Raw genomic sequence first — 23,856 nt, 5'->3', positions numbered from 1 at the left:
CCGACGGGCTGCCCATCAAATTATTTTACATACATATAGTGAATTAACAATTCTATTTTACATACATTTGATGAATTAATGAAAATCAAAAACCGGTAGTTGATAACCCATGAAAGGAACGAATCTGGGCGAATTTGAAGAACTGGTGTTGCTCACGATCGCGGCATTGGTGAATGACGCCTACAGCGTGGCCATTTGCGACGAACTTGAAAAATACACCGGCCGGGTGGCCAAGCTGGGCGTGGTGCATGCGGTTTTGAACCGGCTGGAGGAAAAAGGTTTGGTGAAAAGCCGCATGGGCGAAGCCACCAGCGAGCGCGGTGGCAAACGCAAACGGTTTTATGAAGTATCGCACGCGGGGAAAGTTGCCCTGACGCGGTCTAAAGAGGTTCGCGAAGCCTTGTGGCGTGTCATACCCGGTTTTAATCTGGAAGGCTCGGTATGAAAACATCGGCGCAAAAACCGCCCCAACCGCCCCGCTGGGCTCGGACGCTGTTGCGCTGGTATTGCCGGCGCGACCTGCTCGAAGATTTGGAAGGCGACATGAACGAATATTTTGAACGCAATCTGAAAACCAAAGGCATCCGGCACGCCCGCTGGATTTACATGCTCGACGCCCTGAAGTTTTTCCGACCCTATACCATCCGCAAACCTGAATTTATCAACCTTTTCATTCATTGGCTCATGCTCGGCAGCTACCTCAAAACCTCCCGGCGCAGTCTGGTGCGCAACAAATTATTCTCGGCCATCAACATCATCGGGCTGGCCGTCAGCATGTCCGTTGGCCTGCTGGTCATCGCCTTCCTGACCGATCTGTTTTCCTACGACCTGTTCCACGAAAAGAGACACCGAATCTACCGCCTGTTGACCCGCCATGAGTCGGCGGAGCACAACATCATGAATTTTGCTTCGACCTCGCTGAAAGCGGGCTACAAAATTCGGGAAACCATTCCGGGTGTTGAGGATGTAACCCTGATACGCCGGGGTTTTTACAGCGATGCGAAAGTCAACGATGAAACCATCATTCCGCTGGAGGCAACCTGGGCTGATCCGTCGTTTTTAAAGATTTTTACCTTCCCGATGCTCAAAGGAAATCCGGCTACGGCCCTGAAAGAACCGTATTCACTTGTTGTTACCGAAAAAACCGCCCACAAATTATTCGGTGAAACGGAAGCGCTGGGAAAAACCGTGCGCTTCGATACCGTCAATTACACGGTGACCGGCGTTCTGAAAGACATTCCCAAACTGTCGCACATCCGGTTTGAAGCCCTGGTTTCGCTGTCGTCGATGCTCGGACAAAAAGCTGATTCGGACGGCGGTGTCATGGACTGGAATAATATTTACCAGAATTATGTGTATCTCACGCTGCCCGAAAATGCCAACTTAGCCGCCATCCAGGCGGGTCTCGACCGGATCAGCACCGCCGAAAATGCAACGTTGGATCGCCAGAAAATTGATCTCTCGCTTCAGCCGATGGATAAAATCGTTTTCAGCGAACGGTTATCCAATGAGATTGGCGTCAACATTCCCCAACCGGTAGCCTGGATCCTGATTGGACTCGCTTTCGTCGTCATCCTTTCGGCCTGTTTCAATTACACCAACCTTTCCATTGCGCGGTCGATGCGCCGATCGCGGGAAGTCGGCATTCGTAAAGTAATCGGTGCACTGAAAAACCACGTTTTAGGTCAATTTATGGCCGAATCGGTTATTATTTCGGTTATGGCGCTGGTTTTTTCGTTTCTTCTGTTTCTGATCCTGCGCAGTCAGTTCATGGCGCTGGCGCCCCAACTGGCCGACATCGTTTCCCTGGAGTTATCGCCGATGCTGATTCTTTATTTTCTGCTGCTGGCGTTGGTAGTGGGGTTAGGAGCCGGTTTTTTACCCGCCCTTTTTTATTCCCGGATTCAGGCGATTCAGGCCATGAAAGACGCATCTTCTTTGAAGGTTTTCCGGCATGTCAACATGCGCAAGACCCTGATTGTCGTCCAGTATACGTTCTCGTTAATATTTATCACAACTACGCTGATCGGTTACAAACAATACCGCGGTTTTCTCTCGTTCGACCTGGGTTTTACCACCGAAAACATCCTGAACATCCGGATGCAGGGCAACAAAAGTTCGCTGCTGAAAAAGGAGCTGGCCGAAATTCCGGCAGTGAGTCAGATTGCAACCTCGCGGATGATTACCAGTCTGGGAAGTCTTTACGGAACGCAGTTGAAATACAAAGGCCATGGTGTGCAGGATTCGGCGATGGTGTGGCTCAATTTTGTCGATGAAAACTACATTCCCCTCCACAAGCACCGGTTTCTGGCCGGAACCAATTTCAAAAACCGTCCGACCAGCGGCAACGAAACGGAAGTCATTGTGAACGAGCAGGTTCTGAAACGCTTTCACATTGCCGAGCGCAACCCGGCCGAAGCCGTTGGCAAACAGGTTGTTCTGGACAATAAACCACTGACGATCGTGGGGGTTTTAAAAGATTTTCATTACGGAACGATGGATCATAAAATCGAGCCGACGGTTTTCCGGTATTCATCCGAAGAAACCGGGGGCAACCTGAACGTGGGCATCAAATCCGAAGATTACCCGGCGGCTTTGTCGAGCATCGAAGCGGCCTGGCAGAAAATCGATAAAATCCATCCGCTCAAAGCCGCGTTCTACGACGACCAGATTGAAGAAGCCTACAAGCAGTTTGAGGTCATGGTGAAAGTAATTGGTTTCATCACCTTCCTCGCCATCTGCATTGCGTCGATGGGCCTGTTCGGTATGGTGGTTTTCACGACGGAAACCCGGCTCAAGGAAATCAGCATCCGGAAGGTGTTGGGCGCTACCGAAAGCGGCTTGATTTTCCACCTGAGCAAAGGATTTCTACTGCTATTGCTTATCGCGACACTGGTTGCGCTGCCGGTTACGTACATTTTCTTCGATCAGTATGTACTGACCAAATTCGAGTATCACCAGCCGATAGGCGTTATTGAGCTGGTAATCAGTGTGCTGGTGGTGATGGCGCTGGCGTTCCTGCTCATCGGCTCGCAGACGTTGAAAGCTGCACGAAGTAACCCGGCGAAGGTGTTGAAGAGTGAATAAAAAAGGTTTCGCGGAGTTGAGCGGAGTAAAAAAGAGTTAAACGGAGTCTCTGCTTAACTCTTTTTTACTCCGCGCTAACTCTTTACCTCTTCTTAAACTCACATTTCGAGTTATCCGCTACCCGATAGTACGACTTGTAGTTCAGGGCACCTGGCACCATGCAGCCTTTGAGATTCAGGAGTTCGATGTTTTTGAAGTCGATGGCGTGGCTTTCGCTTTGCAGGGCGATGTAACCTTCCTTCAGGGGCGTGTTGTCGCGTTTCAGCCAATAATCCGGGTTTCCGACGTGGCCGGAGGCAAAATCGTTCTGCTTGCTGATGTAACCGCCCCCCACTTTCGTCTTCTCGTACGTCAAAACCGTATCCCCTTCGATGATGTGGTGGATGATGGAGTCGCCCAGCACGACAGCCGTTACACTCACCCACTGATCGCCGTCGTAGGTTTTCGATTGCGAATCGATGCAGTGATCTGGAATCACTTTTCCACCCATTTCGACGATGGTCCCGGGTGTGCAAAGATTGGCCGTATGGCGCACGCCCTTACCCAAACCGCCCAGCGTCTGAATCTCCAGCGAAATCGGAAAATCCTGGTCTTTGGTCAAACTTTTTGCTGATTGGGAATGGATCATGACTCCGCTGTTGCGCACGTTCCAGGACGCGCCACCCGGCACCTGATCACCCAGAAACCGGTAGTCGAATTTCAAAATGTAATAGGAATACGGGTCTTTGTAATAGATGTGGCCGTATTTGTTATCGAACGTTTTGTACTGGTCGTACATGATCCGAATCATGCCGTCTTCTGCCCGAAACGTATTTTTGTAGTTGACATTCAGGTCTTCACCGGCCACTTTGATATCCCAGCCACTCAGGTCTTTCCCGTTAAAAAGCGAAATCCATTCTTCTTTATTGGGGTCCTTCTTCTGGGCAAAAGCGGGGTGGAAAACGAGTGAAAAAAGGCTATATCGCAGAGCTAAGCGGAGGTTAGCGGAGGTTAGCAGAGAGACTCCGCTAACCTCTTTTTTTCTCTGCTTGATTCCGCGAAATAACTTATGAAAGAACGATGCCATGTGTTATGAAACTTAAAGGGGACGCTGCCATAAGAAAAAACCGCCTTGAGTCTACTCACACTCCAGTAGTCACTGTTTTTTGGAAATCAGCCTGGTTGGTCCCAATTCCTCCACGGCGGGCAGACCGGTTTTGTAACTGCGGTGTCCGGTGTTTTCCACCAGCGTCGGATACGGTTTAAAGGTGATCCAGCGCAAAGGCCATTTCCGGAGCCAAAACGAGCCTTCCAGCAGTCCGCAGAACCAGGCCGCCGGTTTTTGATAGCCGAATGCTTCCCGGAGTTTGTCGTTGATCAAGGCTGCAAAAACCGGTTGCACCGCAAACCGCAGCGGTTTTGGAAACCAGCCTTCCACAATCCGAACCGTTGCGTCGGCGATTCGCCGGTTGCTCTCGGCATACCGGAAATGTTCCGCTTCGTACTTGTCCGTAAACGTCCGTAAGTCTTCGAGCGTCGGTGGGATGTTCGTCAGGTTCATCAGCTGCCCCACTTCCCGGAAAAAGAGAAAGAAGGCCCGCTCCTCGCCCGGCGTCAGTTTTCGCCAGCCGTAGCGATTGATCCAGTGGATGGGATAGAAAATGAAAGTAGACAACACCATCAAAAAGTCCTCATTCTCAATCTGGTAAAAACCGTGAATGCGGTTCATGTGCGTGATGGCCCGCTGGCCGGTTTCCGTGTCCAGACCGTATTGCATGAACCACGCAATCAAAATACTCGTGTCGTCGTACCGCTTCTGGCCGTGCCGCTCGAACTCGCCCGTCCGCATCAACAACGCCGAGGTTCGCGGACTGGCGTAGGTGTGAAACAACGCCAGTTCGAGCGCGCGCGTCACATCAAACGGAAATTCGTAGCCCACCAGCAACTGCACCATCCGCTGGTAATCCCGTTCCGGGTCCAGTTGCTGCAACTCCCGCCGAACCGCCGGATTACGGAACACCCCGGCTACTCGTTTATACACTATATCGCTCATCGGTAAAAACGGTTTTCGGTGCCATTCGTACCCACGGACTAAAGTCCGTAAGATGCCAATCCTTTCAGATTATTGAAGTTGTGCCAGATATCACGGACTAAAGTCCGTGGGTACGAACGGCACCAAAAATTTAACTAAAAACCAGCCTCTTTTCCATACAAATACTGGTACTCATCCCTGCATAGGGGCCGTAATTTTCAATGCGCTGGTAGCCGGATTTCAGGTAAAGCCCAACCGCTTCCAATTGCATGTTACCGGTTTCCAGCCGCGCAAAAGGATAGCGTTCTTCCAAGGCCCAGTTTTCCAGCTCCCGTAAAACCCGTTCGGCAATGCCTTGTCGCCGGTGGTCGTGGGCCACAAACATCCGTTTGATTTCGACGCACAAGGGATCGTCCGTCGGCCGGAAACAACCGCAGCCTACCGGTTTTTCATTTTCCAAAATCACGACGACCCGGGCCGAATCATCCACTTTGTTGAACCCGTCGTAGAAAGCCTGATAGGGTTGGTAACGCCCCCGCAGGTCCTGATCCAGTTGCGCGATAAGCGAAAGGAAATCCGGATCTGCCGCGGTGGTTCGTTTGTGCGAAAATTGATTCATCATGCGATAACTACTTCACTGCCTCTAATCTGCACAAATCCGATTTAATTCTGCATCGAAAGCAGTTAATTTTTGTAATTTGCTTCCATTCCAAACTCACTTCTTCACTATGGCCTTGTATAAACTGCTCATCAACGGCAAAAGCTACCAGACCGAAGCCGAAGCCGACACCCCGCTACTCTGGGTTCTGCGCGATAACCTCGGGTTGTACGGCACCAAATACGGCTGCGGAATTGCCCAATGCGGAGCCTGCACCGTCCACCTGAATGGCGAAGCCACGCGCTCCTGCATGTTACCGGTTTCTGCCGTCGGTGCTTCCAAAGTTACGACGATCGAAGGCTTGTCAAAAAATGGCGATCACCCGGTTCAAAAAGCCTGGGACGAGGTCGATGTGGCCCAGTGCGGGTATTGCCAGGCCGGCCAGATCATGACGGCGGCCGCTCTGCTCAAACGCAAACCCAACCCAACCGATGCCGAAATCGAAGCCACGATGTCGGGTAATCTCTGCCGCTGCGGCACCTACCACCGTATCAGGGAAGCCGTGAAAGTAGCTGCGACAAAAAAATAGTTTACCGGTTTACGGTATTCGGTTTACGCTAGCTGACACATTACATTCATTGTTAATTCTTCATTTGCAATGCGTCAGCCACCGAATACCGTAAACCAAAAAAACCTTTAACCGACATGACCAAACTACTCAATCATAACCGCCGGAATTTTCTGAAACTTGCGGCCGCCACCGGCGGGGGCCTGATGCTGGGCTTCAACTGGACGGAAGCGGAAGCGGCTGAGCCAACCGTTCTGGTGAATGCGGCTTCGGCCGCGCCCGGTGTGGACTTCAACAGCTATTTGTCCATCAATCCGCAGGGCATTATTACCATTTTGTCGCCCAATCCGGAAGTTGGGCAGGGCATCAAAACCGCCTTTCCGATCATTGTTGCGGAAGAACTCGACGCCGACTGGAAGAACGTCGTGGTGGAGCAGGCACCGCTCGATACCAAAAAATTTGAACGGCAGGTGGCCGGGGGCAGTGGTTCCATTCCGCATTCGTGGAAACGCCTGCGCGTGGCCGGAGCCACCGCCCGGCACATGCTGATCGATGCAGCCGCCAAACGCTGGAGCGTGTCGCCCACCGATTGTTCGACGCAAAAAGGTTACGTGATGCACACGGCCAGTAAACGCAAACTTAGCTACGGCGAGTTGGCCAACGATGCCGCCACGATTCCGGTTCCGACGGACGTGAAACTGAAAGAAATCAAGGATTTCAGCCTGATCGGTCAAACGATCAGGAACGTTGACAATCCTAAAATAGTAACCGGAAAACCGCTTTTCGGTCTGGATTTTCACCGCGAAGGCATGTTGATCGGAATGCTGCAACGCCCGGCTTTTGGCTACAAAATCAAGTCGGTCGATTCGGCCGCGGCCAAAGCCATGCCGGGAATTCTTCACGTCGTGACGATCAACAACAGCGTGGCCGTTGTCGGCAAATCAACCTGGCAGGTCAAAAAGGCAAAAGATGCGCTCAAGATTGAATGGGAAAAAGACGGCAATCTGGAAAGTACGTCCGACCACAACCGCATCTTCAAAGAAATGCTGGACAGCCCGAACGCGACGGTGCGACGGAAAGACGGCGACGTAGAAACCGCCTTTAAAAACGCAGCTAAGGTCGTTAAAGCGGAGTACCAGTGCCCGTTCCTGCCTCATAATCCGCTGGAGCCGATGAACTTCTTCGCCCACGTCAAGGCAGACAGCGCAGAACTCGCCGGGCCGAGCCAGACTCCCGAATCGGCTCGCAATCAGGCGGCTAAGTTGCTGGGCTTGCCACCCGAAAAAGTAACCCTTGAACTGACCCGCATGGGGGGCGGTTTTGGCCGACGGCTGAACACCGACTTCGCCATCGAAGCGGTTCAGGTTTCCAAAGCCGTCAATGCGCCAGTGAAGGTGATGTGGACCCGCGAAGACGACATGACCGGCGGCATTTACCGTCCGGCGGTTCGTTACCGCTTCGAAGCCGCGTTGGACGATAAAGGAAATATGATCGGGTATAAACTGCGGGGTGCCAGCATCAACGCCGGAAACGCCACCCGTGAAGACAATTTCCCGTCAGGTGCCGTTGAAAACCTCCTCATCGATAGCGTCGACCACAAATCGCCCATAACTACCGGGCCCTGGCGCGCGCCAATTACCAACTTTCTGGCCTTTGCCGAACAGGCGTTTCTGGACGAAGTGGCCCATACTGCCGGAAAAGATCCGGTGCAGTTCCGGCTGGAATTACTGGACAAAGCCAAACAAAAACCGACCGGTAAGATCACGTACGACATCGATCGCATGCGGGGCGTCATTGAACTGGCCGCCGAAAAATCGGGCTGGGGCAAAAACAAAAACGTGGCGCAGGGCTTTAGCGTCTATTTCTCGCACCGTTCCTACGTCGCGCAGGTCGGCGAAGTGGTGATGGAGAAAGGAAAACCGGTACTCAAAAAAGTGTATTCAGCCGCCGACTGTGGCGTGGTGATCAACCAGAGCGGGGCGCAGCAGCAGGTGCGTGGTTGCATCGTGGACGGCATTGGGCACGCGATGTACGGAAACATTACGTTCAAAGACGGGATTCCCGATCAGAAGAATTTCAACGATTACAAGTTGATTCGAATGAATGAGGTACCGGAAATCGACGTGCATTTCGTTAAAAATGAAATCGATCCGACCGGTTTGGGCGAACCGTCGCTCCCACCGGCAGGCGCGGCCGTTGCCAACGCCATCTTCAAAGCCACCGGCAAACGACTTTATAATCAACCGTTTGTGGAAACCGAAGTCTTTAAAGGCGTTTCGTAATTTGTGGAACGGGATTTGAGCGAAACCGTTTGAATCCCGTTCCTAATCAGATTTACTACGCACTTCTATTCCCGTTATGCCTGATTTGACAACTGCCTTCCGGCAAACCGGATGGGTTAAGCGCTTTGGTTGGTACCTCTGTACGTTTTTTCTTTCCCTTTGCTCGCAAAGCTGCACCACCAAAGAAACTCCGCCATCCACCGACAACTCTCCCAGTGATTTTCTCTACCAGTATTCGATCATCAACGCGCTGCTGGCGGGCGTTTTCGACGGTAACCTGACGTTTGGAGAGGTTAAAAAACACGGCGATTTTGGCGTTGGCACCTTCAACCGGGTCGATGGCGAGTTGGTGATCAATCAGGGAAAAATGTACCGGATTCGTTCCAATGGTACAGTTTCCGAAGTATCCGATCGTGATAGTACATCGCTGGCGTTCGTCAAATTCTTCAAAGCCGACTCCAGCTTCACCATTCAAACGGCCGGCATGACTCTCGATCAGGTTCAGAAGAAAATTGCAGCCGCGCTTCCCGTCAACGAAATCTACGCCATTCGGCTCAAAGGGCAATTTTCGAAAATGACCACCCGCGCGCCCGCACCCGCCCAAAAACCGTACCCGACCCTGAACGATCATCTGGCCAGAACGCAGGTCATTTTCAACCTGACCAATACAACCGGAGTAGCTGTCGGTTTTCTGATTCCGACGTATATGGAGAAGGTGAATGTACCCGGTTTTCACTTTCACTATCTTTCCGACGACCTCAAGTCAGGCGGACACGTATACGACTTCACGGTCACCCAAATTACCGTTGAAATCGATCGAACCAAAGGGTATTATGTGGAATTGAACACCAATGCCGATTTTGGGAAGGTTACCCTGTAACCCCCTAGTCGGTACGGATTTAGACCGATCAGCCAACCTGCGCCGGATCAGGTACAATTGGTATTCAACCAACCTAAAAACATTTCAGCTTCCTGGGTGTTTTGCCAGGTAAACAAAGTCGTTTTGGTTGAACGAGTTAACGATGAGCAGTGCATTCCTTAAAAATGAAACCGCCGATGCGCCGGTTGTCATCCCGGCCCGGGCACCCTTACCTCCAGGTGTTCCTAATTACGTGACACCCCGGGGCCTCACCCTGCTGCGCAACGAACTTGCCGACCTGGAGACGGAGCACTCTTACCGTCAGACATCTAAAGGAAGTGACGATAATGAACGAAGCCGGGAACTGGCATTGCTGAACGGAAAAATCGCCAATCTTAACCAGCGGATTTCGAACGCAAAAGTGGTTGATTCACATCCTCAGGATGAAATACGCTTTGGTGCTACTGTCGTTTTGAAGACTAAAGCGGGTAAATCGGCGGGCACTGAGCACCGGTTTACGGTGGTTGGAGTCGATGAAGCCGATGCTACTCAGGGACTTATCGCCTTCACCGCCCCGATTGCCCGGGCCATGCAGGGAAAACGAATTGGCGATGTGGTAACCTTGCGGACAGTGGGTGGGGAAGAAATCATGGAAATTTTGGCAATCCAATATGAGTAAAAGTAGCCTCAAGTCCGGTGCGATTTTTCGGAAAAGCCGACAAAAGAGGCTAAAATGGATTCCAGCACAAACATCCGGAATTGAACTGCGTTTACTATAGAATGGCCACTCTTACGGTCTTTTTGTGAATGACCCCACGTAAATTACTTCTATATCCGCTCGGGCTGTTTCTGATGTTTTCGTTGACGAATTGCGGAAAAAGTAAACCGCAAGCGCCCAAAGCCGAAGGTTTTGATCCGGAAATTCCGCGCGACACCTCGTACCTGGCGGGTCCGATTACGTTTACAGTTAACGAGTTACAGGATAAAATCAACCGGGAACTCGACCCGGTTTTGGTGGGCAAAGGTTCAGCGGGCGGAAAAAAAGGAGGCATTTTTCCGTTTCGGGTCGTCCGGTCGGGGCCAGTTCAGATTCAGTATGCCGACAGGCAGGTGAAATTTTCGGCACCTTTGAGTCTCTATATCAATTCACCCCTGAGCGCCGAGAAAATGGCCGATCAAAAACCGTTCTGTTCGTTACACGTCAATTTTCAAAGTCCGCTGACGGTTACATCCAACTGGCGACTGGCGAGTAAAGTGCAGTTTACGAATTTTGACTGGATCAAAGAACCGGAAATCAAGCTGTTGGGACAGGAAATTTCGCTGACCAATTTTGCCAAAAAACTCCTCGACAAACACCAATCGGCGATTGAATCGGCCATTGATTCAGCGGTTTACAAAGAATTACGGCTCGACCGGATGGTTGGTCCCATCTGGCTCAGCATTCAGAAACCGCTCTTGATTGACAAATCGTACGGGCTCTGGTTGTTGCCCAAACCCATCAGCGTTGCCGCCAGTCCAATCACGGGCGATCAGCAAAAAATTACGACGCATTTGCGGATTGCGCTGGAATCAAAAACCGTATTGCAAGCCACCAAACCGGAACATTCACCGGTCAAATTGCCCCAGTTGCAGAAACGCGATACCGTTTCTCAAACATCTGATTTGCGGTTGCTGAGTTTTATCCCGTACAAAGACATCAACCGAATGATTGCCCGGACATTAGCCAAAGAAAAAAAGATGTTGCTGTTCGGGACCATCACCGTTAAAAATGCCTCGGTGTACGGCGGACAACGGTCGTTGATCGTTAAAACGGATGTTAGCGGTTTACTGAACGGAACGCTTTACCTGCGCGGACGACCAACGTTTGATACCACTACCAATACGCTGTCCGTCAAAAATCTGGACTTTGACGCCGGAACCGTTCAGGAACTCTCGAAAGTTTCCAATTCACTGGTTCACAACGGATTGATCAAAGCCTTAGAGAGCTTTCTGACCATTTCGCTCGGCGGTGAAATTGAACAATTGCCGCAAAAGATCACCCAATCATTTAAGAAAGGCGAAACCGGTAAAAAAACCGATCTAGGTATTAAATCATTTCGGTTTACACCCCGTAAAATCGCCATTCGGCCCGATGGGATTCAGGCACTGATCAACGTGCAATCGAAAGTCGCGGTTAAAGTCAAAAAGTTGTGACGCTTACAAAAAGCTCTGACTGATGAACTGCAGCGCGTCCGGCAAACCCGTGCGCCAGTATTCCCAGGTATGGCCACCGTTGCGGACCCGGTATTCGTGCGGAATGTTTACATCCCGCATCAGCGTGTGCATTTCGGCGTTGCCTTTGTACAACAGCAGATCATCATCTCCGCAGTCCAGGTAAAACCGGACGGCTTTTTTCTGCGATTCCGGCATCTTCTGAATCAGGTAGAGAATGCTGTTCTGGTTCCAGAAATCCGTAATCCGGTTATCGGTTTCCTTCAACTCGCCCATCGACGTGCGGTACCGGCGCAGGTATTCCTGATGCGGCATTTCCCGAATCTGCTGATCGGTGCGCACTCCGGCGCTAAATGCCACGCAGGAACCAAACAGGTCGGGATGATGCATGGCGTAAAGCAGGGAGCCAAAACCGCCCATCGATAAACCGGCGACGGCCCGAAACCGTTTCTCCGTCCGGCAACGGTACGTTTTCTCGATGTGTGGAATCAGTTCGTTGATGAAAAAGTCTTCGTACTGGTATTTCCCGGCGACACTGTTCAGGTAAAACGTCATTTCCGCGTCCGGCATCACCACAATCATGGGCGAAATCCGGCCTTCCCGAATCTCTTTATCCACAATGTTCTGCATATTTCCCTGTTGAAGCCAGGCCGTTTGGTCGTCGCCCCCGCCGTGGAGCAGGTACAAAACCGGGTAGCTGCGCTGGGAGGTTTCGTAGCCGGGCGGCAGGTACAACGCAAACTTCTTGTCTTTTTTGAGAATGGCACTTTTGACCGTCAGATTGTCGAACACGTTACTTTCCTGCGCCAAACCGGGCAGGGAAAACAGGAGGCAAATGAGCCAGAGAAACCGCATGAACCAGGAGGATTTAGAGTTCAGAACGGCAAGTTAGCGGTTTTCCCGGTCTCCGGTTTTCTGGCCCGTTTTAAAATTTATACCCGTAGCCCAGCCGAACAACCTGCGTTTCATAATAATCCGTACTCAGGTAGCGAAACCCGTTTCCATTCACCTCCCGGCGAATTCGCAGCGTGTTGAAAATGTCGCTGGCATTCAGAAAAATCTCGCCCTTGGGCAGTTGTTTTTTAGCACCGAAATCGACCGAGAACCGGGAGCCGATTTTTCCCTGAGGAATCAGGTCCGGGGCCAGATATACCGCTGTCAATTGCATTTCGACCTGTTTCCGCACTTTAACAATCCCGTTGAATTTCGCATTTCCGGAGGTTAGCGTTTCGCGTTCGGCGGTGAAAACCGTCGGCACCGGGTATTTATTTTCGACCGAAAAGCCGTCGATGGTGTTTTTGTAAACCGTTGCGTTTGCGTTAAACGAAAACCAGGGCGTCACGGTTTGCTGCCAGGCCACCTCCAGCCCCGAGTTGCGACTCCGTCCGGCGTTCTGGAAAATGTTGTAAATCAGCGTACTGCCGGGAATAATGGTTCCAATCCGCGTAATCGTGCCGTTGGTGGCCCGGTGGAACAGCGCCGAATAAAAATAACCGCGTTGCCAGTTGGTTTTGTAGCCCAGTTCCACTGAATTGGTAAACTGCGGTTTCAAGGCCGGATTTCCGATCTTGATGATTTCGGCATCGTCGTATTTGGGAAAAATCCGGATATCTACTTCGTTCGGCCGATCGACGCGTCGGTTGTAGAAAAACGAAACCCGGTTTTTATCGTCCAGTTTGTACACCACCCGCAGGTTCGGGAACGGCTGCGTATACGAATAGCCGTCGCTTTTGTACGTCGGATGCGTGGGATTGACCGTGTATTTTAAATTGACATACTCGATCCGCAAACCGGCTTCCACTTCGAAATTCCGGTTTTCAAAAACGTAATTTCCGTACACAGCCGGAATTGTTTCGCTGTAAGTGGCCCAGCCGCCCGCAGCTGAATCGATGGGCGAATGCAGACCGGGGAAAAATTGCATGTTCGTCGGAATATACCGCCGACGGAGTTTCAGACCGGTTTCAAACCGACCGTACTTCAAGGGGCGAATGTAGTCGACGGTCAGGTCGGTTACATTTTCATCGGACAACAGTTTGAACGCGTCCTGACCCGTAAAATCGGGCAGGATATTGGTAAAGAAATACTTCTCGTCTTCCCGGTGAAATGTGTAATTCAGGCCGATATTGAGCAAATGGCCCGGTTGTTGAAATTTGTGCTGATAAGTCGCCGTCGCGGTCACCGTGGTTTTGAGTTCATCTTCCAGAAACTGCCACAAGCGGTTTCGCTGCGTCAGCGACCCATTGAAAAATGGCTCGTCGCCCCGATCGATGATCTTCTCGCTGCTGAATAATCCCGAAACCGTCAGCGTATTGTGTGAGTCGATCGTCCAGTCGATTCCGGCTTTTGCGGTAGTAATGGTGGTGCTTCGGTTTCGCTTGGTCTGCTGCCGCACCGTATCACCATTGGCATAATACCGGTCCACAAATTCGTTTTTGTTGAGCGTGGGCGTATACAGATAATCGCCCTGAAAAAACAGGTTGACGGCTTTTTTTCGGTAATTAAGCGACAGCGACGGATTGAGTTTCGGCGTGCGCTGATACTGCGGACGAATGCCGGGCAGGTTGTCTTTTTTGATCCACAAAGCGCCCAAACCCGCCGTTAGGCCAATCTTGCCGTTAAGTCCCTCCTGCTTGTTTTTCTTGTAAATGATGTTAATGATTCCGGCATTGCCGTTGGCGTCGTAGCGGGCCGACGGGTTGTTGATGATCTCGATTTTTTCGATGGCCGAGGCCGGAATATTGTCCAGACTGGTCTGATTGCCAAAACCGGTCAGCGCCGTTTGTTTACCGTCGATCAACACGGCCACGCGGTCGCTGCCGCGCAACTGCACGACGCCGTCCTGACCGACCGTGACGCCCGGCAGGCTCTTCATCGTTTCCAGCACCGAGCTGCCGCTCTGGCTGATGTTGTCGGCGATGGAAAACGTTTTCTTGTCCATCCGGTTATCCACACCATCAGCCTGTTGACCCAAAACGGTCACCTCGGTTAGTTGCTTCGCATCTTCGGTTAGCTCGATGATGCCCAGATCCAGAAACGGGCTGAGCGTCCCGACCAGCACCGCCCGGTTTTCGGGCTGAAAACCGAGGTATGAATAACTCAGTACGTAGGTGCCGCTACTGACGTCGGCGATGCTAAAACGCCCTTCTTCGTTGGTGATGGTTCCCGTGATAAAGGTGCTGTCTTTCTCCGCTTTCAGTACCACATTCACGAAGGGCAGCCCGGACTTATCCCGGCTGTTTTTCACAACACCCGACAGCGTTACTTTACTGGTTTGGGCGTGCGAAAAACGGGCGATGAAAACCACCAGAACAAGGAGAAAAAACCGCTTCATATCGATTTGTGAGACGTTGTGTTACAAACCTGCGAAGCGATTTGGAAGAAATTTTGAATTCAGAACGCCAGCGAAAAAACGTGTCGGTTCGCTTCGAAAGCGTAGCTGATTTCCCAGCCGTATCGGTTGCTAATTTCCTGCACGATCGCCAGTCCCAAACCGCTGCCGGGCGTTTTGGAAGAAGCCGTACTGAATCGTTTGAACAGGGCGTCCGGGTGCAGGGCGGCACTTCCCACGTTGGAAACCAAAAACCGGTTGGCCGTTAGCCGAATATCGATTGCGCCGTTTGCGTGGTTGTGCCGAATGGCGTTGAGCAACAGATTGGTAAACAGCATTTCGATCAGAATCCGGTTTCCTTCCCGTTCGATTCCGGTTTGAATCTGTTGGCGAATTTCCAGTTTTTGATCGACAACATTTTCCAGAAAAAGCTCGATCTGATCAGTTACCAGTTGGCTCAGATCAATGCGTTCCTGGTCGGCGAACTGATGATTTTCCAGTTTGGCCAGCAACAGCAGGTTTTTATTGATGCGCGACACGCGGGCCAGCGCCCGGTTTGCCAGCTCGATCTGTTCGCCCTGTTGAGCCGTCAAATCTTCATTTTGAAGTAAAACATCCAGTTTCGAGCGGACGATCGCCAGGGGCGTTTGCAATTCGTGCGACGCATTTTCGGTAAATTCCTTTTGCTGCCGATACGTCGCAATGTTACCGTCGATCAGTTTCCGCAGGCTTTCGTTCAGTTCTTCAAATTCAACAATCTCAGTTTTTTCAAACGAAATGGGTTGTCCTTGCTGCAAATGAAACGACTTTACTTTTTTCAGGGAAACGTAAAACGGTTGCCAGATCCGGAGCGACATTCGCCGGTTTAGGACGATAAATCCCGCGAGCAGCAGCCCAAAAAAGACGAGACTGACGGCCGAAATGGCGAGAATGGTCTCGTCGATTTCCTCCATGTTGGTTTCGATCAGCAGGCGATACGGTCGGTTGTTGATCCGGATAAACGTAACCAGACTGCGAAACTGCTCCCGGTCCTGCATGAACGTGTCGAACCGGATGTGGGAGTAAACACTATCCCGACCCGCCAGCTCAATTGGTGTGAGGACAAAACCGGGCTCGGTTCGGTTCAGAATGGCGACGGTCTGCCGAATGGTGCTGTCCGACAGATTCAGCGCATTGATGCGGTTTTCGATTTTGCGCTTGATCGCGAAATGGTGCTTGTCGAGTTCGCGCACCCAAATAAAATCGATGATGAAAAAGTAAACCGGAATGCTCAATACTGATACCAGCAGTGCGTACAGCAGGATCGGTTTCAGCGTGCGGCTCAGCAGTTTTTTCATACCTCCCATTTGTAGCCGGTGCCATAAATCGTTTTCAGGAAATTCCCGTACCCCGCTTCGGTGAGTTTCTTTTTGAGGTTTTTGATGTGGGCGTACACGAAATCATGGTTGTCGAATAGGTCCGCCAGATCGCCAGACAGGTGTTCAGCCAGCGCACTTTTGGAGATCACCCGGTTCTTATTGCCCATAAAATACAACAGCAGATCGAATTCCTTTCTGGTCAGCAAAACCGCCTGGTTGTTTACGGAGACGGTTTTCGCCAGCACATCAATTTCCAAACCCTGTTGTAGAATCGGGTTGGCATTCCCAAAATGGCGACGACGAATCACCGAATAAATCCGGGCAGCCAGTTCGGGCAGGTGAAACGGTTTGGTCAGGTAATCGTCGGCCCCAATTTGCAGCCCTTTGATTTTGTCTTCAAACGAATTTTTGGCCGAAATGATAATGACGCCATCCTGTTTGTTCTGCCGTTTCAGCTCGGCCAGAATTTCAATTCCGTCACCGCCCGGCAACATCAGGTCCAGCAAAATGCAATCGTACTGGTAGGACGAAATCTTGTCCAGCGCCTGGTGGTACGTAGCCGCCGTTTCGCACAGATACTGCTCACCCGACAAATAATCGGTGATGCTCACGGCCAGGTCCCGCTCGTCCTCGATGATCAGGATTTTCATAGGGTGAAGGTAGCAAACCGATTTTGAATAAATTCTGAATTCGGGTTTTCTGCGTTTCTTGCTTATCTTACCTGCTGTACATCGCTTTCGAAACCTAATACAACCATGAAACTCATTTACCGGATTCTGCTGGCGCTACTGCCAGTACTTGCGCACGCCCAAACGCCCGATTCGACCTGGTTCCGAACCAATTACACCAAACAGGAATTGTACATTCCGATGCGCGACGGAACGAAACTCTTTACCTCCATTTATGCACCCAAAGACAACGCGGAGAAACACCCGATTCTGATGTCCCGCACGCCGTATTCCTGCGCGCCCTATGGCGAAACCGCCTACCGGAATTTCTACAGTAACCACTACAAGGAGTATTTGAAAGAAGGCTACATCCTGGTGGTGCAGGATGTGCGCGGCCGCTGGATGAGTGAAGGGATGTTCGAAGATGTCCGCCCGTTCAATCCGGCCAAAAAAGCCAAAACCGATGTCGACGAAGCCAGCGACACCTACGACACCATCGATTGGCTGATCAAAAACCTGCCGAACAACAACCAGAAAGTGGGCGTTTTCGGAATTTCGTATCCCGGTTTTTACGCGACGATGGCGGCATTGAGCAAGCATCCGGCCCTAAAAGCCGTGAGTCCGCAAGCCCCCGTAACGGAATGGTTTCTGGGCGACGATTTTCACCACAACGGCGCGTTGATGCTGATGGATGCGTTCAATTTCTATATCCGGCGCGGTTTTGGCATGCCGCGACCCAAACCCACCACTGTTGGCCCGAAATCGATGGCCGTTGGCACGAATGACAGCTACGAATTTTTTCTGCGAAACGGCACACTGCCAAAACTAACCGCCTTTGCCGGCGATAGCGTTCGGTTCTGGAAAGAGTTGATGTCGCATCCCAACTACGACTCGTTCTGGCAATCGCGCAACGTCCGCAATTTTGTCAGCAACATTGCGCCCGAAACCGCTACGCTGATCGTGGGCGGTTTGTTCGATGCCGAAGATTGCTACGGCGCCTGGAGCACGTACAAGGCCATCGAAGGGAAAGCGAAAAATACCAACAAGATCATCATGGGGCCGTGGTTTCACGGGCAGTGGGCCGGGCGTGGCAGCGATGGTTCTTCGCTTGGGAATGTGCAGTTCGGCAGTCCGACCAGCGAGTGGTACGCGACGAACGTGGAAATTCCGTTTTTCAATTATTACCTGAAAGGCAAGGGCAGCGTCGATCCGATTCAGGAAGCGACGGTTTTTTACACCGGTGAAAACAAGTGGCACCAATTACCCAAATGGCCGCCAGCCAGCACGACCGAAACTGCCTTGTATCTGCAACCCAATGGCAATCTGAACTTTACAAAACCGGCAGCGACTGCCGATTCGTTTTCTGCTTATGTGAGTGATCCGGCCAAACCGGTGCCGTATGCCGAAGGCGTCAAAGCGGCCCGCACGCGGGAGTACATGACGGACGATCAGCGGTTTGCGGCTACCCGACCGGATGTGCTAGTATTCCAAACTGATGTACTGACCGAAGACCTGACGCTGGCCGGAGCGTTGACCGCCGATTTGCAGGTGAGCATCAGCGGCACCGACGCCGATTTTGTGGTAAAACTGATCGATGTCTTCCCGGATGATTTTGAATACGGCAAAACTGACAAATACATCATGAACGGTTACCAGATGCTGGTGCGGGGCGAGGTGATGCGCGGGCGGTTTCGCAATAGTTTCGAAAAACCGGTAGCCTTCGTACCGGAGCAGGTCACCACCGTCAAGTACGCTTTGCCGGACATCGCCCACACCTTCAAAAAAGGGCACCGGCTGATGGTGCAGATTCAAAGTAGCTGGTTTCCGCTGGTTGACCGCAATCCGCAGAAATTTGTGGACATTTACCACGCCAAAGAAGCTGATTTTCAGAAAGCGACGATTAAAATACACCACAGCGGAAAAGCCGCCAGCCGAATTTTGTTGCCGGTTTCGAAATAACAGTTTGTGGTTTTTAGTTTAAGGTGTAGGGTTTACGGCGCACTTTCACGACAAACTCTACTCCGGATTCGTGCCAAATAAACGCTAAACTAAAAATCCTAAACTCTTACAAATGGCGTATTTACTAGTGATTCTGGCGATGTTGCTGCTTGGCGGGTTGATCTGGAATTACCTACGCCGGAGCGCTCCGGATAGCCCGCCCGTATCGATCCCGTACCGCAAATTGTTGCAGGAACACGTTCCCTATTACCGCGCCCTTAGCGACGAGAACAAGGCGGTTTTTGAAAAGCGAGTCGATCAATTCCTGCATCACACCCGCGTCGAGGGCGTCGGCACGACGGTCGATGAGCTGGATAAAGTGCTGGTAGCCAGCAGCGCGGTGATTACCATTTTCGGATTCAAGGACTGGTCGTTTTACCGCCTGACGACGGTTTTGCTCTACGACGACCGCTTCAATAGCGATTTTGAAACCAGTGGCAAAAACCGCAACATCCTCGGCATGGTGGGCGAAGGCGGGGCGCTGCAAAGCACGATGGTGTTGTCAAAACCGGCGCTCCACGAAGGTTTTGCGAACGAAACCAGCAAGGAAAACACCGGTATTCACGAGTTTGTGCACCTCCTCGACAAAGCCGACGGCTCCACCGACGGTGCTCCCGAATACCTGCTGGACCGCACCCACATCAAACCCTGGCTGCAACTGATCCACGCCAGCATCAACGAGATCAAAGCCAATCATTCCGACATCGATCCGTACGGCACGACCAACGAAGCCGAGTTTTTCGCCGTCGTTTCCGAATACTTCTTCAAACGCCCGGATTTACTGAAGGAAAAACACCCGGAATTGTTTGCCACGCTGGAAGAGATTTTTCAGCAGCGGTTGGGGGATTAAGTTGAGATAAAGCTATATCGCGGAGTTGAGCGGAGGTAAACAGAGAAATAAAAACCTCCGCTGTCCTCTGCTCAACTCCGCGATACAACTAAAACGCTTCTTCAATCACTTGCCGATAATCTCCTTCCGATGCGTCAGTCCCCAGAAGTGAAGTTCCTCCATCACTTTCTCGAGCGATTTGCCGTGCGCCGTGATGGCGTATTCGACCGTCGGCGGATACGTGTCGTAAACTTCCCGGGTGATCAGCTTATTCTGCTCCAGATTTTTCAGTTCTTTCGATAATACCTTATCCGAAATCCCACTGACTTCCTTCGAAATCTGTTTAAACCGCTTGGGACCGGACGATAACGCAAACAAAATCAGCAACTTCCAGCTTCCTTCCAGTGCTTCCAACGCATCCTTGATCGAAAGCATCGTTTTAGGACATCCTTCCCCTGTCAGCATAGTTTTCCAGTTTGTTTTGGTGATTCGGACGATACTTACCCATCGGCATTTGCTTTCCAACCGGAAAGTGCTTTCTAACGGACAGCGAATATAAATACTTTTGATTTGTTCTTAAAACCGGATCACCTCATGACCCAACACCCAAAACCATCGATCGTTCTCCAGGTTGCCTTATGGATTGCCCAGGTTCTCATAGCCGCCAGTTTTGGCTGGGGAGCTTACCTGAAACTCTTTTTACCGATCACCGAGCTTTCTCATATGTGGCCGTGGACGGCGCAGATTCCTCCTGAACTCATGAAGCTCACCGGCGTATTCGATTTTCTGGGAGCAGTCGGCATTCTTCTGCCTTCCCTGCTCCGAATCAAGCCCGGCCTGACGCCCATTGCCGCCGTTGCCATCATTGTTCAAATGATCGCTGCCAGTATTTTCCATATTTCCCGGGGAGAAGCGGCCGGGATTGCGCCAAACATCGTGTTTGCCTTACTTGCCGCCTTTATTGCCTGGGGAAGATCGAAGAAAGTACCGATTCGGGCACAATAAGCGGTTTTTGGAATAGCGCTGGACAGCATGCACTCATCGAAAAGTGGGGCAAGTTTTAACGAAAACGGGCCGGGAATAATCCGCTTCTGCGTTCATTCCCGGCCCGTCTATTTTCTAAAACCGCTATGCTTACGGCATCGAAGTGGAATACAACTGATTGAATAACAGCTTAAACGTTCCCTGTGCCTGCGCCCGGAAGGTGATTTCCGGGCCAAACGCGTAGAGCTTGCCGGACCCGACCGGAGCCATGAAAGCCGCGACGCCGTCCTGCAAATATGCCTGCCCCCAGGCCCAGCCACTGCGCAGCGGTTTGCCGGTCGAGAACCACGCCAGCGGTTTTACCAGACCTTTGGCCACGGCGTCCGGTGCGATTTTGAAAACCGGGCTGGCGTCAAAATAAACGTCCGTCTGGTTCGCTAATCCCCAGGTGGCCTGCTGGGTTGAGTCCAGATCGATGCGGAGAATACTGCCCGGAATGTAGTATTTCTCGTTCGACAGCGGACGCTCGGTGCCTGCGTTGGTCATTTCGACCAGCGCATTTTTCACCGGTAATCCCAGATGATACGCCAGGTTCGTGCTGCTGCCAATCGTGACGACATTGCCGCCCGCTTCCAGGAATTTTTTCAGCTGCGGAATCGATTTGTCGGCGGTAATTTTGCCGAGCCACGGACGGTATTCGGCGGGAATCTCCTCCGTTTTGGGTTCCCGGCTTGAAAAACCGCCTTCGCCCCCACCGCCCCCGGTTCCTGAAACGCCAACGGCCGGAATGGCCCGGGTCACGAATACGATGACGTCAAATTTCTTCCGCAAATCCCCCGCGTCGATGTCCTGCGAATAAATCACCTGCATCGGAAAACGGTATTGTTCCATCAGCCAACGCACCCAGCCCGACGGCATCGATCCGCCGTACGCATCCCACAGAGCAATCCGCATCGGAGCTACTTTCACCAGCGCTCCAGTCGGTTTTTTGCTAACCCCGGCAATGTCCAGCCCCAATTCTTTCGCCGACTTATCCAGCAACGACTTGGCTTTGGTGGATGCCGGAACATAAAACGCACCCGCTGCGGCTTTACCGTTCGCGCCGGTCGGTAACCGATATACGTCGACGCCCGATTTCAGCAGATCGTTGACGGCAATGAAGGAGTTGTTGGCCTGTGCGCTCAGCGTATAGCCCGCCACAGTTCCTGCATCCATTTTTCCTTTCGGTGATTGCAATTCACCATACGGCAACTTTTTAAATGGTCCATCGAAACCGTCCAGCACCCGATCCACTTTGACGCCCATCTGAAATGCCAGCGTCCAGCCAGCCGCATCGTAGGGCCGAACCGGCGGCCCGCCGGGATACTGAAAATCGTTCGGGTGATCCTGGGGTTCGAACATATCCAGCACGTGCGGACGGAACGACTGATCGGTTTTCACAATGTACGAACCCGATGGGTATTTCTTGCCCGCTACCGTAAACTCCGCCGTGGCTTCCTGCACCTGAATCCCGGTTTTGATCAGGGCATTGATGAACTTGACGGCTGTCGCAAAATCGGGTTGATCCGACGGAATGATGAAACCACGCGGATCGCGCAGGGCCGGATCTTTCAAAACCGCATCGTAATATTTCACCGGAATTCCTCCACCCCGTGGTAACAAACCGTATTGGTCGGGCGTCGTTGCCGTTCCGCTCGCCGGCGGTGTTTTTTTCAGATCAGCCTGGTAATTCTGATTAATGGCATCGATTCGTTTCGGCGATAGCGTCCAGTAATCAGCGCTGCCGTGTTCGATGGCGTTTTTGCCCATCTTGTAAATGTTGTACAGCAACTGATCGCCGTGCCGGGCTGCGTAATCGAGCGTCGCGTAATTGAGCGAAATGGAATAATCGATCGATTGCTTGAAATACCATTTCTGGGGTGTCACAGGAAAGGGCGTGTTGCCATTGGGAATCAGTCGGTTTGGCACCAGCGGCACATCCTCCGGTGTTGGGTTGCCAATGATTTCCGTCAGCAGACCGATCATGTTATGAAAGTGCGTCGTGGTCCGCAAACCGCCGTTGTACCAGGTCGAGAAAACGGAACCACCCAGGCGCGTAAACCCGGGTTTGTTTTCCGAATTTAAGCGGTTGATCATCGCAGCGCCAAGTGCATCGATGCCGGTGATCATCAGGGGTTCAAATACGTAGTTGAACGGATCGCGATACGGCGGTCCTGCCAGCACCGAACCCGCCGGGCCGCGCTGGTGGTGGTTGTACATGATTTGCGGCAACCATTCGATAAACAACTGACGGCCAATATTTTGCGACTCTTTCATGTTCATGATGAAAAAGTCGCGGTTGTTGTCGTGACCCGCGTATTTCTGGTACAAACGCGGAACATTTTCCAGCAACCGCTTCTCCGGTTTCGGCTCGCGCATGTACCAGCTACTCACGATTTCCTGCCCATCGGGGTTGGCGTGTGTGAGCAAAATGATGACATTATCCAGAATCCGCAGCGTTTCGGGGTCTTTTCGACTGACCAGTTGCCAGGCGGTTTCAATCAGCTGCATCGTGCCAACGGTTTCCGTTGCGTGCAAACCGCCATCGATCCAAACCACGGCTTTTCCTTCAGCGGCCATTGCACGGGCCTGTTCGTCCGTGATGCCTTCGGCGCGGGCCATTTTGGTCGAAATCTCCTTGTACCGGTCGAGTTTTTTCAGGTTTTCCGGCGACGACACAATGATCATGTACTGATGACGCCCCTCCTCGGTCATTCCAATATCAACCAGTTTGGTGCGATCCGAAGCGGCCAGTTTTTTGAAATACGCTTCGGTTTGGGTGTAGGTTGCGAGTTGGTAATCATCGCCGATGTTAAAACCAAAATGCTCTTTTGGTGAAGGAATCGACTGTGCCCAGCCCGTCGTCAGGCTGGTCAACAAAAAGAAGAGTATTCCTGGTAAAAAAATTTTTCTCATAGATAGTGGTTCGTTCGTTGATACGACGAAATAAGCTATTTTTCTAATTACTCCGAATCAGTTACAAAATATTATTTCACCATCTATAATCAAAGCCATATATTTTATGGCTAAATATAG

The 23,856-nt window shown here is 51.7% G+C and carries 19 protein-coding genes; 10 read left to right on the top strand and 9 right to left on the bottom strand.

The genetic code is table 11. The annotated features are described in order from the left end of the window. Positions 1 to 109: 109 nt before the first annotated feature. Together EHT25_RS02535 and EHT25_RS02530 are read left to right on the top strand one after the other, a co-directional pair. A complete protein-coding gene (locus EHT25_RS02535; protein WP_124870162.1) occupies positions 110 to 445 on the top strand; it encodes a PadR family transcriptional regulator in 336 nt (111 codons plus the stop codon). Further along, the gene (locus tag EHT25_RS02530; protein ID WP_221622235.1) at positions 442 to 3,087 is read left to right on the top strand and encodes an ABC transporter permease; all 2,646 of its coding nucleotides are present in this window, start codon (positions 442 to 444) and stop codon (positions 3,085 to 3,087) included. The genes EHT25_RS02535 and EHT25_RS02530 overlap by 4 nt, the downstream gene beginning before the upstream one ends. Positions 3,088 to 3,169: 82 nt before the next feature. Here the strand turns inward: EHT25_RS02530 and EHT25_RS02525 are convergent, their stop codons facing one another. From EHT25_RS02525 to EHT25_RS02515, 3 genes are all read right to left on the bottom strand, one after another. Beyond that, positions 3,170 to 4,153, bottom strand: a complete 984-nt coding sequence (locus EHT25_RS02525) for a 3-keto-disaccharide hydrolase (protein WP_124870158.1) — start codon at positions 4,151 to 4,153, stop codon at positions 3,170 to 3,172. 69 nt (positions 4,154 to 4,222) lie between these two features. Beyond that, positions 4,223 to 5,119, bottom strand: a complete 897-nt coding sequence (locus EHT25_RS02520; RefSeq protein WP_124870154.1) for an oxygenase MpaB family protein — start codon at positions 5,117 to 5,119, stop codon at positions 4,223 to 4,225. A 130-nt stretch (positions 5,120 to 5,249) separates the two neighbouring features. Then, a complete protein-coding gene (locus tag EHT25_RS02515; RefSeq protein WP_221622234.1) occupies positions 5,250 to 5,720 on the bottom strand; it encodes a GNAT family N-acetyltransferase in 471 nt (156 codons plus the stop codon). A 106-nt stretch (positions 5,721 to 5,826) separates the two neighbouring features. Between EHT25_RS02515 and EHT25_RS02510 the strand changes: the two genes are divergently transcribed. The 5 genes from EHT25_RS02510 to EHT25_RS02490 all read left to right on the top strand — a co-directional run bounded on the left by EHT25_RS02510 (position 5,827) and on the right by EHT25_RS02490 (position 11,598). Then, positions 5,827 to 6,285, top strand: a complete 459-nt coding sequence (locus tag EHT25_RS02510; protein ID WP_124870151.1) for a (2Fe-2S)-binding protein — start codon at positions 5,827 to 5,829, stop codon at positions 6,283 to 6,285. 116 nt (positions 6,286 to 6,401) lie between these two features. Continuing rightward, on the top strand, positions 6,402 to 8,546 hold the full coding sequence (locus EHT25_RS02505) for a xanthine dehydrogenase family protein molybdopterin-binding subunit (protein WP_124870149.1): 2,145 nt from the start codon (positions 6,402 to 6,404) through the stop codon (positions 8,544 to 8,546). 76 nt (positions 8,547 to 8,622) lie between these two features. Next, positions 8,623 to 9,426, top strand: a complete 804-nt coding sequence (budA, locus tag EHT25_RS02500) for an acetolactate decarboxylase (protein WP_124870146.1) — start codon at positions 8,623 to 8,625, stop codon at positions 9,424 to 9,426. A 142-nt stretch (positions 9,427 to 9,568) separates the two neighbouring features. Further along, entirely contained in the window at positions 9,569 to 10,084 is a 516-nt protein-coding gene (locus EHT25_RS02495) for a GreA/GreB family elongation factor (RefSeq protein WP_124870143.1), read from the top strand. Between the two features lie 128 nt (positions 10,085 to 10,212). Next, positions 10,213 to 11,598, top strand: coding sequence for a DUF4403 family protein (locus tag EHT25_RS02490; protein WP_124870139.1), 1,386 nt, complete (start codon positions 10,213 to 10,215; stop codon positions 11,596 to 11,598). A 3-nt stretch (positions 11,599 to 11,601) separates the two neighbouring features. On the opposite strand, the gene EHT25_RS02485 is transcribed toward EHT25_RS02490, so the two are convergent. From EHT25_RS02485 to EHT25_RS02470, 4 genes are all read right to left on the bottom strand, one after another. Continuing rightward, on the bottom strand, positions 11,602 to 12,471 hold the full coding sequence (locus EHT25_RS02485; protein WP_124870136.1) for an alpha/beta hydrolase: 870 nt from the start codon (positions 12,469 to 12,471) through the stop codon (positions 11,602 to 11,604). Positions 12,472 to 12,541: 70 nt separating this feature from the next. Then, complete coding sequence (locus EHT25_RS02480; protein ID WP_124870133.1) at positions 12,542 to 14,947, bottom strand: TonB-dependent receptor; 2,406 nt, start codon at positions 14,945 to 14,947, stop codon at positions 12,542 to 12,544. Between the two features lie 59 nt (positions 14,948 to 15,006). After that, on the bottom strand, positions 15,007 to 16,281 hold the full coding sequence (locus EHT25_RS02475; protein WP_185731260.1) for a sensor histidine kinase: 1,275 nt from the start codon (positions 16,279 to 16,281) through the stop codon (positions 15,007 to 15,009). Beyond that, positions 16,278 to 16,952, bottom strand: coding sequence for a response regulator transcription factor (locus EHT25_RS02470; RefSeq protein ID WP_124870126.1), 675 nt, complete (start codon positions 16,950 to 16,952; stop codon positions 16,278 to 16,280). The genes EHT25_RS02475 and EHT25_RS02470 overlap by 4 nt, the downstream gene beginning before the upstream one ends. 105 nt (positions 16,953 to 17,057) lie before the next feature. Between EHT25_RS02470 and EHT25_RS02465 the strand changes: the two genes are divergently transcribed. Together EHT25_RS02465 and EHT25_RS02460 are read left to right on the top strand one after the other, a co-directional pair. Continuing rightward, on the top strand, positions 17,058 to 18,929 hold the full coding sequence (locus EHT25_RS02465) for a CocE/NonD family hydrolase (protein ID WP_124870123.1): 1,872 nt from the start codon (positions 17,058 to 17,060) through the stop codon (positions 18,927 to 18,929). 112 nt (positions 18,930 to 19,041) lie between these two features. Next, positions 19,042 to 19,818: a M90 family metallopeptidase gene (locus EHT25_RS02460; RefSeq protein ID WP_124870120.1), complete on the top strand. Its 777-nt coding sequence runs from the start codon at positions 19,042 to 19,044 to the stop codon at positions 19,816 to 19,818. 105 nt (positions 19,819 to 19,923) lie between these two features. Here the strand turns inward: EHT25_RS02460 and EHT25_RS02455 are convergent, their stop codons facing one another. After that, entirely contained in the window at positions 19,924 to 20,262 is a 339-nt protein-coding gene (locus EHT25_RS02455; protein ID WP_124870117.1) for a winged helix-turn-helix transcriptional regulator, read from the bottom strand. 129 nt (positions 20,263 to 20,391) lie between these two features. On the opposite strand from EHT25_RS02455, the gene EHT25_RS02450 reads away from it, so the two are divergent. Then, positions 20,392 to 20,802 (top strand): DoxX family protein, encoded by a 411-nt coding sequence (locus EHT25_RS02450; RefSeq protein WP_124870114.1) that lies wholly within the window; start codon positions 20,392 to 20,394, stop codon positions 20,800 to 20,802. Between the two features lie 129 nt (positions 20,803 to 20,931). Here the strand turns inward: EHT25_RS02450 and EHT25_RS02445 are convergent, their stop codons facing one another. Next, the gene (locus tag EHT25_RS02445) at positions 20,932 to 23,736 is read right to left on the bottom strand and encodes a M14 family metallopeptidase (protein WP_124870111.1); all 2,805 of its coding nucleotides are present in this window, start codon (positions 23,734 to 23,736) and stop codon (positions 20,932 to 20,934) included. Between the last annotated feature and the right edge of the window lie 120 nt (positions 23,737 to 23,856).

It is taken from the genome of Larkinella rosea, assembly GCF_003858635.1.
Lineage (GTDB): Bacteria > Bacteroidota > Bacteroidia > Cytophagales > Spirosomataceae > Larkinella > Larkinella rosea.
The sequence above is the reverse complement of the archived record's forward strand: the minus strand, read 5'-3'. Positions and strand labels throughout refer to the sequence as shown.